The organism is Macrococcus equi, assembly GCF_047426745.1.
Classification (GTDB): domain Bacteria; phylum Bacillota; class Bacilli; order Staphylococcales; family Staphylococcaceae; genus Macrococcoides; species Macrococcoides equi.
The window spans coordinates 682,782-697,871 of sequence record NZ_CP179732.1 but is presented as its reverse complement, the minus strand read 5'-3'; the positions used below and the strand labels follow the sequence as shown (position 1 = coordinate 697,871).

Here is a 15,090-nt window from a genome sequence, read left to right as displayed (position 1 = left end):
AATAGATATAACCATTTTAGGGGTGAGGTCATGAGAACAATAGAGCTATACTTAAAACTTAAAGAAGTTGAAGAAAAATGTCCGATGATTTATTCTAATCTAAAAAAGCAAAATATAGCCCGTGCTTTGCTTTTTACACAAGGTTCTATAGATGAGGTAGAATTTCTGACGAATGCATTAAAAGTAGAAATCATTGAGGTATATCAGATAATGAAAGAAGCTGAGATTCAGTTGCCTCAATCAAATCAATATGGTGAAAAACGTGAAGCTTCTGTTAATTACAGTAATACTAAGACGAAAGCACGTTCTTTCAAACGTTCAGAAATGGTGAACTTTGTAAAAGATAAATTAATGCAATCACACCCTGATATTGAGTTTATCAATTTAAAATATAATATATTAACATGCAAACTAAATGATAAATTGAATCGAATCTACATCAGTACCTCCCGCGATTATGAGTTCCTGAATTCAGAAGAAGAAATCAAACCTCATCGTGTATCAGCCTGGCATAAGGGAAACGATAAGATTTTTACGAGTTGTGACTACTATGCCATGCTTGTAAAAGTCGATGAAAAGTCTAAATATGTGACAGAGCAGGATAATGGGATTGAAGGAATCTTTATGAGTCAGCAAGAGTTGAATGCTTGGCTAGATGACAAAGAAAAAAATCAAAGTGGCATGATTAATTGTTATGTTCACTACTACCAACCTGAGTCAAATCGTCATAATATAGAAGTTGTGGATACTCGTGAACGTCCAAAATTAAATTTAAACCATTTATTAAATCGTGCCTATGAATTAACTGATTAGATAGAAAGTGGCGAGTCTTATGGATATCATTACACAATACTATTTAATTAAGTTAAAATAAATTACATACAGTATAAAGGAGGGATTCGTATGACTGAAGAAAAAAAAGGTTCAATTTCCGGCACTGTTAAAGATCAGACAAAATCATCAATAGGTGGTAAGGTGAAGGATCTTTCTGACAAGAAAAACAAATAATAGTAATCATTTTGAATCATACCTATTTTCGCTATAATTATAAATAGGTGTGATTTTTTTCGTTAAAATTGTCACCTTTTTAAAGGTTATGACAAATTTAAACAATTAAAAGCCTTTTTTAGGTTGTAAATTTATAAAAATGGATGTATTATTAATAAAGTATTTCAATTATGTTACGTTTATGTTAAAAAAGGTAGGTTATTGTAATGAGAAAACAATATTTTCCCGGACTAGATGGTATGAGGGCAATTGCTGTTGTAGCAATTATTATTTTTCACCTTAATCCAAAGTGGTTACCGGGTGGTTTTTTAGGTGTAGATACATTCTTTATTATTTCAGGATATTTAATTACAACATTATTGATTAAAGAGTATGAAACTAAGCAAACAATTAATCTGGCACATTTCTGGTATAAACGTATTAAACGTTTGCTGCCACCTGTGCTGTTTATGATGTTTATTGTAGTTCAATACATCATATTCTTTGATCGAGAGTTACTGTATCAAATTAAAAAGGATATGCTGGCAGCATTATTCTATGTATCGAACTGGTGGTACATCTTTGATGGTCTTGATTATTTCCAAAGTTTAGAACCTCGACCTTTAAAGCATTTATGGTCACTTGCAATTGAGGAACAATTCTACTTGTTCTTCCCGTTCATTCTATTATTACTATTTAAATTTATGAAAAAGAAATCCAAGATTTTTATTGTATTTTTTGTAGTTTCAATTATTTCAATGGCAATTATGTGGATTTTATTTAATCCATCTTTAAGTATCTCACGTATTTACTTTGGAACAGATACCCGTCTCCAAACATTATTACTAGGTGCAATGCTTGCACTCATCTGGCCTGCTTACAAGCTAAAAGAGCATCCGCCAAAATATGTTGTATGGTTTATTGATGTTATAGGTTTAATAGGATTTTTATTCTTAATTCGCTCATTTTTTGTATTTACTGAACATAGTGCATCAGTATTCCAAGGTGGATTATATGTATTAGGAATTTTTACGTTACTATTTATTATGGCCAGTGTTCATCCAGAGACTTTCATTTCTAAAGTGTTAAGTTTACCGGTACTTACATGGATCGGTCGTTATTCATATAGTTTATATTTATGGCATTATCCGATTATTGTATTGATGCAGTCTCACTTTATTCAAGGTCAGATTCCGTGGTATGTTCACATATTTTCAATTCTCCTCACAGTCATCATGGCAGTTATCAGTTATCAGTTCATTGAACAGCCATTTAGAAAAAGAGGACTTAAGACATTTATTGATGTCAAAAATGCTAAACAATTCACAACACTATTACTGAGTCTTTATCTATTAATTGCAACACCTTATTTAGTTAAGACTGTAAAGGCGGAAGCACCAGAACATAGTGATAAAATTGTAGTAACTAAAACTAAATCAATCGCACCAGCAATTAAACGTATCGCACCTGTACAGGTAGAGGGTGCAGACGGAGAAGCACCTACAAAAACGTATCCTTATGCGCCTTTATTTATCGGAGATTCGGTACTTGTAGATATTAATAATGAAATTAAAAAAGTGTTCCCGAATGCAACAATCGATGGAGAAGTAGGACGTAGTATCTATAAAGCAATTCCAGTGGCAGATAACTACCCTGAATTTAATCGTAAAGATGGTATCGTTGTATTGTATCTAGGAACAAATGGTGACTTTGAAGATTATCACATGGAAACGATATTGAAGAAATTCAATAAAGCAACTGTATTTTTAGTTACTGCACGTGTACCAAGAGATTATGAAGCTCACGTTAACGAAGAGATGTATCGTTATGCTAAAAAACTTAAAAATGTTCATATTATTGATTGGTATAAAACATCGCAAGGTCATCCAGAATACTTTGCACCAGATGGTATTCATCTAGAATATCCGGGTGTTAAGGCGATGAATAAGATTGTTACCGATGAGATTGTTAAAGTGGTAGAAAAATAATGATTTAAAGGATAGGGAAACCTATCCTTTTTGTTATGTTTACGCGTATAATGTGGGTGAATAGGAGGTAGAGCATGTTAGAACTATTTATATTTTTACTTGAACGTGTGGGCCTGATTATTATCGTTGCATATATCCTGATGAATATTCCTCACTTTAAGAAAGTAATGAGTGAGCGGGATCGGATATCTTCTCAAATACAATTATTTATAGTGTTTGGTTTATTTGCTGTTATTTCTAATTTTACAGGTGTTGAAATTAGAGATAATCAAATTGTTTCCAGTCAAATATTCAGCACCATCTCTAGCGATGCAGCAATCGCCAATACACGTGTGTTGACGATTAGTGTCGCAGGACTTGTCGGTGGACCTGCAGTGGGTATTGCAGTAGGTATTGTATCAGGAATTTCCAGATACTTAATTGGTGGTGTCGATGCTTATACTTATGTGGTGTCATCTTGTATTATTGGCTTGCTTTCTGGTTATTTTGGTCACCGTGCACTTAAAAATAATCAATATCCGACAATTGTTCAGGGCATCATTTTGGGTGCGGTGATGGAACTTATTCAAATGATCTGTATTATTAGTTTCGCTTCTGACTTTAATCATGCGCTGGATTTAGTTTCATTCATTATGCTGCCGATGACACTGATTAATAGTTTAGGAACGGCAATATTCTTATCGATCATTTTATCGACCTTACAGCAGGAACAACGTATGAGAGCCGTCCAGACGCATGATGTATTGAATCTAGCCAATCAAACATTGCCATACTTTAGGCTTGGACTAAATGAAGAAAGTGCAACCCAGGCCGCGCAAATCATTAAAGATTTAATGAAAGTATCTGCTGTATCAATTACGAATAAAACAGATATATTAGCACATGTTGGAGCAGCTAGTGACCATCATGTGCCGAAAAAGAAGATTATCACTGACTTATCAAAACAGGTGATTAGTAGTGGAGAAATTAAAGAAGCACACTCTAAAGAAGAAATAGGGTGCACGCATCCAGGTTGTCCTTTAGAAGGGGCTATTGTTATTCCGCTATATGTTAATGACGCAGTTGTAGGAACACTCAAACTGTATTTTACAGACAATAAGAAACTTACGTATGTTGAACGTCGTCTGGCAGAAGGTTTAGCTGATATTTTCTCAAGCCAGATTGAACTGGGTGAAATTGAGATGCAGTCAAAGTTATTAAAGGATGCTGAGATTAAGTCTTTACAAGCACAGGTCAATCCTCACTTCTTCTTTAATGCTATGAACACAATATCTGCACTCATTCGAGTGGATAGTGAAAAAGCAAGAGAATTACTACTTAATTTAAGTAATTTCTTTAGGTCAAATTTGCAGGGTGCCAGACAGAATACGATAACGATTGATAAAGAAATTCAGCAAGTAGAAGCATATCTATCACTCGAACAGGCAAGATTTCCTGATAGGTTCCAGATTAACTTTGATATCGAAGAAAACTGTAAAGATGCTGAAGTGCCACCTTTCATCATTCAAATACTAGTAGAGAATGCCATTAAACATGCGTTCCATAATCGCAAGACAGGTAATGTTATTGATGTGGTTGTGAAACGAGAAATGGATGAGATGCAAATTTCAGTTTCGGATAATGGTAATGGTATTCCGATAGAAAAACGTGACAAAATCGGTTTGATTGAAGTAGATTCAACCTTTGGTACAGGTAGTGCGTTAGAAAATTTAAATAAACGTCTTGTAGGGCTATATAATATGGATGCGAGATTGCAATTTGTTACGGGAGACGAGGGGACGAAGTTTTATACACATATACCATATGAAGAAAGGAGTACTATCGATGAAAATATTGGTGGTTGATGATGAACCTTTAGCACGCAATGAACTACAGTATCTTATTCATGAAATAAATGACGAACATGTAACGCATGAAGCGGATTCTGTAGAAGAGACACTCACTGCTTTGTTATCAGAAACGTATGATCTGTTATTTTTAGATATCAATTTAATCAACGAAAGTGGACTTGATTTAGCACAGAAAATTAATAAAATGAAGTCCCCGCCAATGATTGTATTTGCAACAGCACATGATACGTATGCTGTGAAAGCATTCGAACTCAATGCGTTAGATTATATCTTAAAGCCATTTGAATTAAAGAGAATCGAAGTAGCGCTCAGTAAGGCGCAAAATAGTCTGCACAAAAAAGATAAAGTAATACAACACATACCGTCAGTTTCAACGATTTCAGTTCAAATTGATGATAAAATTTATGTGATTAATACACATGATATTATTGCATTGTTTGTTGAAGAAGGAAAACTCAATATAGTGACAATCAATAATACGTATGTCATTAATGAGCCTCTCAGTGCATTTGAGAAAAAGATGCCACAAGATATCTTTATGCGTATACATCGTTCAAGTATTATTAATAAACATCATATAATATCCGCGGAACAGTGGTTTAATCATACGTATCAGGTGAAGCTAACTAAAGATGTGAAGTTACAGGTTTCAAGATCATATATCAAACAATTTAAACATGAAATAGGGCTGAATTAATTTTAGCCTTATTTTTTTGCATTTCAGCATTACTTTTTTGCAACTCAACCTGAAAACGCTTTATACATGTATTTTTCATTGTATGATGAACTCAAGATAAAAACGGGAGGTCATTCAAATGACAAATACAAAAACTTATAACTTCTTTCACCAAATCATCGTTATTTCAGTAATTTTACTTATTTCTAAAATTATTGAAACATTTATGCCGATCCCAATGCCAGCGTCAGTCATTGGACTTGTATTACTCTTCATTTGTTTATGTACAGGAATCGTAAAACTAGGACAAGTTGAAAAAGTAGGAACAGCATTAACTGATAATATCGGATTATTATTTGTACCGGCAGGCATTTCAGTGGTTAAGTCTTTAGGGTTAATTAGTGCACACCCATTCTTAATTATTGGCTTAATCTTTATCTCAACACTATTATTACTACTATGTACAGGATTCTTCTCTCAAATGATTGTTATGATGACAGAACGTAAAGAGCATTTACCTGAACAAAATAAAAATGAACTTAAAAAATATCGCAATGTGGAGGTGCGTTAGTTATGACAATGATGGATCACTTAGGTATTAATACAGTATACTTTGGCATATTACTTACAATCGTACCTTTTGTTATCGGGCAAATATTATTTAAGAAATCAAACGGATTCTTCTTATTTGCACCACTATTTGTAGGAATGGTTTTCGGTATCACATTTTTAGCGGTTACCGGTATTGATTTTGAAACATATAATAAAGGTGGCAGTATTATCAGCTTCTTCTTAGAACCTGCAACAATCTGTTTTGCAATCCCACTATATAAAAAGCGCGATGTACTACAAAAATACTGGTTACATATCATAGGTGGTATCGCTTTAGGAACAACAGGAGCAATCTTTGGTATCTTTGGTGTCGCAAAATTATTTGGCTTTGGCAGTGATATTGTTGCATCAATGTTACCACAGGCAGCAACAACAGCAATCGCTTTACCAGTATCAAAAGGCATTGGTGGTATTCCTGAACTTACATCACTGGCGGTTATCTTAAACGCAGTTATAATTTATGCACTAGGTAATAAAATGTTACGTTTCTTTAAAATTAGTAATCCAATTGCCAGAGGATTGGCATTAGGAACAAGTGGACATGCACTGGGTGTATCTGCTGCTACTGAATTAGGTGAAACAGAAACATCAATGGCAAGTATTGCACTAGTTATTGTAGGTGTCATCGTTGTAGTGATTATTCCGATGCTTACACCGATATTACTTGGTGCATAACACATACGAGTTAAAAGTAATTAAAATAGACGAACAATGAAAATGATAGGTTTGATTGTGAATCCGCATTTTAATCTCAACAACTGAGTTGAGATTAAAATGCGGATTTTATTTATTGATCGTCAGGCAAAAATATTCTATGTTACATAAATATCTGTTATAATAATTATGTAACATAGGAGGACGATATGATAAAATCTTTACCGATTAAATCTACAAATGAGATTCAGACACTTAAAAATTACTTTTTAAAAGTGCGTATGAGAGATTATCTGTTATTTATTCTAGGCATCAATGTACCGTTAAAACTACAAACCTTACTTGAAATGAAAAAAAAGAATTTAGCGAAAGAAAATGATCAGTATATTTTTGACGTTAATGGCTACAAAATTTATCTGAACGCACAAGATAGCGAGTTGTTAACGCATTTCATACACGAGAAATCTCCGGATGATTATCTTTTTGAATCTATTAAAACAAAATCCCCATTAACCAGGCAGCAATTCCACCGTATATTAAGTACAGCTTCATGTGAGATAGGATATGAGCAGTCACTTGGACCACAAGCATTAAAGAAAACATTTGCTTATCATGCATATATTCAAGGTATAGATATATACGATTTAATGCACGTATTAGGACATCAGACAAAATCTGAAACATATTATTTTATAGACATAACTCCCCCAGACAACAAAAGTATTCAAATACATATTTAATATAAAGGACGTGAACAATGTTATTTACTATTCTAATTCTCGGATTTGTAACGATATTTTTAATTCAAGTATTACAGCGATACATTTCAAATAGAACGATAGGGATAATTTCTCTGCTATTTCCATTAATTTCAACAGTTTTAATCTTTCAAGTACCACGCAATACTACAAATACATTGCCGTGGATGCCGGACATAGGTTTATATTTTTCATTTCAGTTAGATGCACTTTCTTATTTTTTCTTTCTACTAATTTCCTTTATTAGTATTCTCGTCATTTTTTATAGTTTATTCTATATGAAAAAATATGATAGACATGGTTACTTTTATAGTAGTTTAACGCTATTTATTATTGCGATGTATGGGGTAGTTCTTTCGAATAATACAATTATTCTATACTTGTTCTGGGAGCTTACAAGTGTTTCTTCATTCCTGCTAATAGCTTTTCATTTTAATAAATCAGCTTCTTATGCTGGTGCATTAAAGTCATTTGTCATTACTGTAATTGGTGGTAGTTTTATGCTTGTAGGATTTCTGCTACTTAATCATATTACAGGCACAGCTCAAATCGATCAAATACTTGAAGCGGACATCAGTCAACACCCGTTATTTACATTAAGTATGATTTTAATATTTATTGGTGCATTCAGTAAATCAGCACAATTCCCGTTTCATATTTGGTTACCGGATGCGATGGAGGCACCTACACCGGTAAGTGCACTACTTCATTCAGCAACGATGGTGAAAGCAGGTGTCTATTTACTGATAAAGTTACTCCCACTCTACAGTGGTCATCAATTATTAGCTGTTATTTTGATTACAGCAGGAGTCATTACAATGCTTATGGGAAGTATCGTTGCAATTTCTAAACACGATTTAAAAGCTTTGCTTGCTTATTCTACAATCAGTCAGCTAGGTATGATGGTGTTATTTGTGGGTATCATCGCTTTGCCTGCTGCAGATGAAAATATTAAAAGATATGCATATAATGGTTTGTTTCTGCTGATACTAAGTCATGCTTGCTATAAGGCAACGTTATTTATGGGGACTGGTATTATTGATTTAGCTACAGGAACACGAGATATGAATAAATTAAGTGGTTTAAGACATAATTTACCGATCACGTTTGTAACCATGTTAATTGCGGCATTAGCAATGGCAGGTCTGCCATTTTTAAGTGGATTTTTATCAAAAGAACTACTGATTACCTCATTATTCGAATTAACACATTCAGATATTTTTATAACTGTTATCCTGGTCCTATCTATTATTGCGAGTATAGGCACATTTATTTACTGTTTTGTTTTAGTGATTAGACCATTTTTAGGGCCGAAGACAACTCAGACAAAACCGTTACCTCCATTGATTGATTTAAGTAGCATTATACTAACAGTGATAACACTTATACTGTTCTTTATCCCAAACAATGTACAATCATTATTTATATCACCTATTCGCACACAGCAGGTTAATATTCAGGACAAAGTAATTACAGCCTGGCATGGATGGACGGTACCTTTATTTATAACTATTGCTATTTTTACGATTGGTTTTATCGTTATTAAAACAAGAAGTTATCAATATTTGTACAATGCCTTTGATAAGGTTGCACTCAATAAAGCATATATTTTCTTAGGAAAGTCAAAAGAATATATTGCTAAGCAATCGTTATCGATATTAATGACAGGTACGTTAAATGTATATGCCATTTATCTTTATTTGTTTATAGCATTTCTGACATTACCGGTTATTTTACCGATACAGAATATACACTGGACGATAAAATATGACGGTAACTTATTTATCATTATGGTCGCAATTGTCATGATTGTAAGTAGCTTAGGATTATTGTTTGTTAAAAGCAGGATGACTGCAGTTGTGATGATTGGATTGGTTGGCTATGGTGTAAGCATCTTATTCATGGATATGAAAGCACCAGATTTAGCACTGACCCAATTGGTTATCGAAACAATTACTACCGTATTGTTTCTTGCTTGTTTCTATCACTTGCCTAATTTAAAGAAGGAAGAACCGAATATTACTTATAAATTATTTAGACATGGTATAGCATTTGCTATTGCTGCACTTGTATTTAGTGTGATGATTCAGAGTCAACATATTGATGCATTTGCTACGATTTCGACATATTATAACAACAGTTATCAACTGACAGGTGCAAAAAATGTGGTGAACGCCATCCTGGGAGATTTCAGGGCGTTTGATACGATGCTTGAAGGCGTTGTTATCATGATTGTTGGATTTGGTATTTATACAATTCTGAAGAAAGGAGCCTCACATGAAGGAAAATGATTTATTATTAGAGTCTATTTCTAAGATCGTTATTGTCATCATCTTAACATTTGGCTTTTATATTTTTTTCAATGGCCATAATGCACCCGGTGGAGGATTTATAGGGGGACTCGTGTTTAGTTCCGCTTTTATATTAATGTTCCTGACGTTTGATGCAGCACATATTCGTAAATTGCTGCCGTTTGAATTTCATAAATTGATTGCGATAGGCACCATTATTTCCTTATCTGTGATGGTTATTCCGGTATTCTTCGGACACGCATTTTTGAAGCATGAGGATATTTATATTCATTTACCTATTTTGAATGAATTGCATTTATCCAGTGTTACGTTATTTGAATTTGGCATATTACTCACGGTTGTAGGTGTGGTAATGACGATATTACTTTCGATTAGTGGTGATTATAAATGACATTAATTACAATTATTACGACCATTTTAGTATACGTGGGTGTTAACTTAGTGCTTTCTAAGAATTTAATCCGTGTGGTGCTTGGAACAAGTATTCTGAGTCACGCAGCACACTTATATTTAATTTCTATGTCATATACCGGTAATGATCTACCTTTTGTGGATAAGAAGTTACCTGACGTCGATGCCTTACCACAGGCACTCATATTAACAGCCATCGTAATTAGTTTTGCGACGACAGCATTACTTTTAGTTTTAGTATATAAGAATTATCAAATGAATAAAGATAACCAAGTCGATAGTTTAGGAGGTATAGATGAGTAATTTGTTAATTGCACCATTATTAATACCTATCTTATTAGGTGTTTTCACTTACTTAAAGAAAAAAAGAATATATGTGATTGCAATAGTAGCTCTGTTAGTGAGTTTAATTTCATCTGTTGTCCTTGCAATTTACTCAGTTAAATCTCCTATTATATTAAGTCTTGGAGGTTACACCGCACCGTATGGCATTCAGCTATACGGAGATGTAATGAGTTTGTTATTTGTGATTGTAAGTACAATAGTGGTAATTGTTGTGCTTTATTTTCACTATATTAATCAGTTAAGAGACTTAACAGTACCCTTTATCTTATTCATATTAGCTGGGGTAAATGGTTCATTTCTGACAGCAGATATTTTTAATTTATTCGTTATGTTTGAAGTGATGCTACTTGCTTCATTTATTCTCATTGTGCTTGGAAAAAAGAAATATCAATTTAAAGCAAGTATTACTTATGTGGTATTGAATTTAATCGGTTCATGGGTATTTTTGATTGGAATAGGAATATTGTACCGTGTATATGGCACTTTAAACTATGCACATCTTGGTATGCGTATGCAGGAAGCTGGATTTGTACAGGAGCATGCGATTATTGTATTGCTATTTGTAGTTGTGTTTAGTTTAAAGTCTGCATTGCTTGTGTTCATCTGGTTGCCAAGATCTTATAGTGTCCTTTCATATGAACTAGGAGCAGTGTTTGCCGCGTTGTTAACTAAAGTTGGTGTATATGCCATGATCAGAACAATGACGGTCATCTTTGTTCCTTATCAGGAGATGCTGTCACCAATCATTTTGTATATGGCGACAGCTACTATTATTGTTGGAATGCTTGGCGTCATCAAATATAAAGATATTAAGTTAATGTTTTGTTACCAGATCATTTTATCAATCGGGATAATATATTATGGTATCTCAACCTTTACGCAAAACGGTATCAATGGAGCAGTAATGTACACATTGAACGATATGTTAGTTAAGGCGTGTCTATTTTTGATTGCAGGACTCATCATTAAGCGTTTTGGTATTATTGATTTAAATAAAAAACATGGTCTGTTTCACAATGCCAAGCTTACTGCAATGGTTGTGTTGTTTTTAGCGTTTGCCATTGGGGGAATGCCTTTCACTGGGGGATTTCCCGGGAAATTATTACTGCTTGAGGCAGGGATTGATACACACCCAATCGGCTATGCAATAGTTGTTGTACTAGGTACGTTTGTGGGTATGTTTGCGATGATGCGATTATTTATTGCAATATTTTTTGGCTCGAAAAACACAAATCATGAATTCTTTTCTACTGATCAGACATTTGAATTAAATCAGCCATACAACAAAAAATTAATCACATTAATATTAGTATTATGTATGACGATATTAATATCTATATTTGCTTCAGATATTAATCAATATCTATCAAATATTACTGATGAACAATATATTAAGCATGTGATGATGGGAGGTTAATAAGATAGCACAGATTGTATTGAATTTATTTATAGCGATGATTTGGGTATTGATGGTGGATGAAGATAAAATCTATTTTTCTACTTTTGTTAAAGGATATTTGATTGGTATTGTAATACTTTATATCATTCATCGTTTTTTCGGGCATCAATTTTATTTGTGGAAAGTTATTATACTAGCTAAGTTAATTCTTATATTTAACTATGAATTAATTAGTTCTAGTTTATCAACGATGTATCATATATTGTTTATTCCGCATAAAATTGCACCTGGTGTCGTCACATACACAACAGCAATGAAAAAGAACTGGGAAGTTACGACATTGATGATGCTCATCATACTGACACCTGGTTCGGTCGTATTAAGGCTGTCTCATGATAATAAAAAATTATTTATTCACACCTTACATGCAACGCCATCAGAAAATTTAAAGTTATTAAAATCAATCAAACGTTATGAACGTGTGATTAAGGAGGTTGGTGAAACTTGAGTATGATATTGATTCAGGCAGCACTTATAATATATGGTATTTCAATTATGATTGTAATGTACCGTGTAATAGTAGGTCCTTCATTACCGGATAGAATTGTTGCTTTTGATAGTATTAGTGCGATGATTATGTCAAGTGTCAGTATATTGTGTTTAATAATGGATACAACGCTATTTTTAGAGGCGATTTTAATCATTGGTGTACTTTCTTTTATCTCTACGATAGCGACATCAAGGTTTATCGAACGAGGTGTTATATTTGAACGTAAACGATAGTATCAATATAATACTCGCAATCATTATATTTGCGGGAAGCATAATGGCCTTAATCAGTGCCCTAGGTATTGCAATATTTAAGGATGTTTATACGAGAAGTCATGCAGCTACAAAAAGTTCTACACTCGCTGTGCTGTTAACATTAATTGGCGTATTCATTTACTTTATTGTTAATGATGGTTATGTTAGTTTTAGATTATTACTGGGTATCTTTTTCTTGTATTTAACTAGTCCTGTTGCGGGACATCTGATTACAAGAGCAGCTTACAATAGTGGTGTAGAAATGAATGTTAAAGGTTCTAAAGGAAAACATCTTAATGACATTCTGCCTACTCAAAAAAAACATGCTAAAGATAAGGTGAAATCAAAAACACAATAATGGAGTGACTCATTTTGAGTATACAAGCAAGATTATTTAATACGATGATTAAGACACTGGACTGTTATAAAGATATTTTTAATCAGGCACCTGAAAACATCCGTATCGCTAGAAATATAGCTTATAGTACTCGAACACAAAATAATACCTTAAACATTTATTATCCAGATAAAAAACAGGATACTTATCCTGTAATTGTGAATGTCCACGGGGGTGGCTATGTATATTCGAGTAAAGAAACATATGACGTCTATTGTATGACACTAGCTGCACACGGATTTGCAGTCATTAGTTATGACTATGATCTCGCACCTCAAATGAAATATCCGACACCACTTGTGCAATTGAATGAATGCGTGCAGTGGCTGAAAAAGAATTATGCATTATATCATTTAGATATACATCAACTATTTATGATCGGTGACTCTGCAGGCGCTCAAATTATGGCTCAATATGTAACGATGCTGACCAATACTGATTATGCCAGAAGATTTAATATGGAGCTTCCGGTAGTGACTGTGTCAGGTATTGCAATTAATTGTGGCTTCTTTAATGCGATAGATATTGCAATCGCTGAGAAAAAGTCTTTTATACGTTTTATGGTGCGTGGTTTAATGGAAGATTATATCGGAAAAGATTTTCATGAGAAACACGCGGAAATAAATTTTGAACAATATATCAATAGTTACTTTCCTCAGACTTTTGTAGCCAGTAGTATAAATGATATGTTAGTAGGGAAAGCGCCTGATATTGTATTAAACTTAAGAAAAAATAATGTACCAGTCATTTACAGAGAATATGGACAAGGTGATTTTTTTGCCCAGCATAATTTTCAAATGGATGTTAGAAGACCGCATGCAAAACAGTGCACACTGGATGAAATGACATTTTTTAAAACGCTAATAGATGAACGAAGAGACTGAGCCAGAAGTGTTTTATCATAAACAAAAACCGAAGATACTTATAAATCGCTTTTGATTTATAAGTATCTTCGGTTTTTGTCGTAGGGGCAATTTCTATTCCGCCGTTTCTTAAGATGAATAGCTTATTTTTAATTATTTCTGGCAAAATTACCGTGTACTTCTGTCGTTTCATAGACATTGATAAAACAATTTTCATCATTGGCTTTTGCTATACGAATGACATTTGGTAATTCATAGCGCGTAAGTACCATTGTAATCATATGTTTCTGATCATTTGAATAACCACCATAGACATCTGTGACAGTAATGCCGCGATGAATCTCTTGTATTAATCCTTCTCTTACAGCTGGGTAGTTTGAAGTAATAATATTTACGGTTAGTTTCATATTCGAAGTAAAGATTGTATCAACGGTCTTCCCGGTAATATAGATAGATAAGAGTGTCATTAATGCTAAGTTCCAGTTGAATAAAAAACCAGAACACAACACGATAATCCCGTTTAAGATAGTCATGACTAAACCGATAGAAATATTGCTGTTTTGGCTGATAATCATCGCAACAATATCCATCCCACCAGTAGTCCCTGAATATTTTAATATCAATCCAACTCCAATGCCTACAATAACGCCACCAAATATCACATTAACAAACAGTTCATTTGCAATGCTTTTCGTTGGGATAATTGTCAGGAAGAATGAAACGACTGCAACACTGAGTACTGTATTATACATGACAGATTTCTTTAATTTCATGAAGCCTAATATGAGTAGTGGTAAGTTGAATAAAAGATTCAGTAGTCCGGCATCGATGTGTAGTAGTTTATTAAATAATAATGCTAATCCACCGATACCGCTACTTAATACATCATTTGACAGTAAAAACACATTGAAAGCAAAGGCGATAAGGAAAGATCCTATAATGGTAATAAAAGTTTTGAATAAAAAGTTTTCCTGATAGTTCATGATAAAGCTCCTTTAATAATGTATCGCTATTATATCAATAATATTTTATAA

16 protein-coding genes are annotated in these 15,090 nt (G+C 33.4%); 15 read left to right on the top strand and 1 reads right to left on the bottom strand.

Going from position 1 to position 15,090, the window contains the following annotated elements:
* The first annotated feature begins 30 nt into the window (after positions 1-30).
* The 15 genes from ACMGE6_RS03695 (at position 31) to ACMGE6_RS03625 (ending at position 14,077) form a co-directional block, all read left to right on the top strand.
* Positions 31-813, top strand: a complete 783-nt coding sequence (locus ACMGE6_RS03695) for a hypothetical protein (protein ID WP_414054473.1) — start codon at positions 31-33, stop codon at positions 811-813.
* A gap of 401 nt (positions 814-1,214) precedes the next feature.
* Positions 1,215-2,975, top strand: a complete 1,761-nt coding sequence (locus ACMGE6_RS03690) for an acyltransferase family protein (RefSeq protein WP_414054472.1) — start codon at positions 1,215-1,217, stop codon at positions 2,973-2,975.
* A 74-nt stretch (positions 2,976-3,049) separates the two neighbouring features.
* Positions 3,050-4,819, top strand: coding sequence for a LytS/YhcK type 5TM receptor domain-containing protein (locus ACMGE6_RS03685; RefSeq protein WP_414054471.1), 1,770 nt, complete (start codon positions 3,050-3,052; stop codon positions 4,817-4,819).
* The gene (locus tag ACMGE6_RS03680) at positions 4,800-5,522 is read left to right on the top strand and encodes a LytTR family transcriptional regulator DNA-binding domain-containing protein (RefSeq protein WP_414054470.1); all 723 of its coding nucleotides are present in this window, start codon (positions 4,800-4,802) and stop codon (positions 5,520-5,522) included. Before ACMGE6_RS03685 ends, ACMGE6_RS03680 begins: the two co-directional genes overlap by 20 nt.
* A gap of 118 nt (positions 5,523-5,640) precedes the next feature.
* The gene (gene lrgA, locus ACMGE6_RS03675) at positions 5,641-6,072 is read left to right on the top strand and encodes an antiholin-like murein hydrolase modulator LrgA (protein ID WP_414054469.1); all 432 of its coding nucleotides are present in this window, start codon (positions 5,641-5,643) and stop codon (positions 6,070-6,072) included.
* Between the two features lie 8 nt (positions 6,073-6,080).
* Complete coding sequence (lrgB, locus tag ACMGE6_RS03670) at positions 6,081-6,788, top strand: antiholin-like protein LrgB (protein WP_414046827.1); 708 nt, start codon at positions 6,081-6,083, stop codon at positions 6,786-6,788.
* Positions 6,789-6,976: 188 nt separating this feature from the next.
* Positions 6,977-7,507 (top strand): tyrosine-type recombinase/integrase, encoded by a 531-nt coding sequence (locus ACMGE6_RS03665; protein ID WP_414054468.1) that lies wholly within the window; start codon positions 6,977-6,979, stop codon positions 7,505-7,507.
* Between the two features lie 17 nt (positions 7,508-7,524).
* The gene (gene mbhE / locus ACMGE6_RS03660; RefSeq protein WP_414054467.1) at positions 7,525-9,816 is read left to right on the top strand and encodes a hydrogen gas-evolving membrane-bound hydrogenase subunit E; all 2,292 of its coding nucleotides are present in this window, start codon (positions 7,525-7,527) and stop codon (positions 9,814-9,816) included.
* Positions 9,803-10,228, top strand: coding sequence for a monovalent cation/H+ antiporter subunit B (locus tag ACMGE6_RS03655; protein WP_414054466.1), 426 nt, complete (start codon positions 9,803-9,805; stop codon positions 10,226-10,228). The genes mbhE and ACMGE6_RS03655 overlap by 14 nt, the downstream gene beginning before the upstream one ends.
* On the top strand, positions 10,225-10,551 hold the full coding sequence (locus ACMGE6_RS03650) for an NADH-quinone oxidoreductase subunit K (RefSeq protein WP_414045203.1): 327 nt from the start codon (positions 10,225-10,227) through the stop codon (positions 10,549-10,551). The genes ACMGE6_RS03655 and ACMGE6_RS03650 overlap by 4 nt, the downstream gene beginning before the upstream one ends.
* Positions 10,544-12,010: a proton-conducting transporter transmembrane domain-containing protein gene (locus ACMGE6_RS03645; protein ID WP_414047487.1), complete on the top strand. Its 1,467-nt coding sequence runs from the start codon at positions 10,544-10,546 to the stop codon at positions 12,008-12,010. Before ACMGE6_RS03650 ends, ACMGE6_RS03645 begins: the two co-directional genes overlap by 8 nt.
* A 19-nt stretch (positions 12,011-12,029) precedes the next feature.
* Positions 12,030-12,500, top strand: a complete 471-nt coding sequence (locus ACMGE6_RS03640; RefSeq protein ID WP_414045201.1) for a Na+/H+ antiporter subunit E — start codon at positions 12,030-12,032, stop codon at positions 12,498-12,500.
* Between the two features lie 2 nt (positions 12,501-12,502).
* Positions 12,503-12,775 carry a monovalent cation/H+ antiporter complex subunit F gene (locus ACMGE6_RS03635; RefSeq protein ID WP_414054828.1) on the top strand — a complete coding sequence of 91 codons (273 nt, stop codon included), beginning with the start codon at positions 12,503-12,505 and terminating at the stop codon, positions 12,773-12,775.
* 43 nt (positions 12,776-12,818) lie between these two features.
* Positions 12,819-13,154: a monovalent cation/H(+) antiporter subunit G gene (gene mnhG / locus ACMGE6_RS03630; protein ID WP_414045200.1), complete on the top strand. Its 336-nt coding sequence runs from the start codon at positions 12,819-12,821 to the stop codon at positions 13,152-13,154.
* Positions 13,155-13,168: 14 nt separating this feature from the next.
* A complete protein-coding gene (locus tag ACMGE6_RS03625; protein WP_414054465.1) occupies positions 13,169-14,077 on the top strand; it encodes an alpha/beta hydrolase in 909 nt (302 codons plus the stop codon).
* A 128-nt stretch (positions 14,078-14,205) separates the two neighbouring features.
* Here the strand turns inward: ACMGE6_RS03625 and ACMGE6_RS03620 are convergent, their stop codons facing one another.
* Positions 14,206-15,039: a YitT family protein gene (locus ACMGE6_RS03620; protein WP_414054464.1), complete on the bottom strand. Its 834-nt coding sequence runs from the start codon at positions 15,037-15,039 to the stop codon at positions 14,206-14,208.
* Positions 15,040-15,090 lie beyond the last annotated feature (51 nt).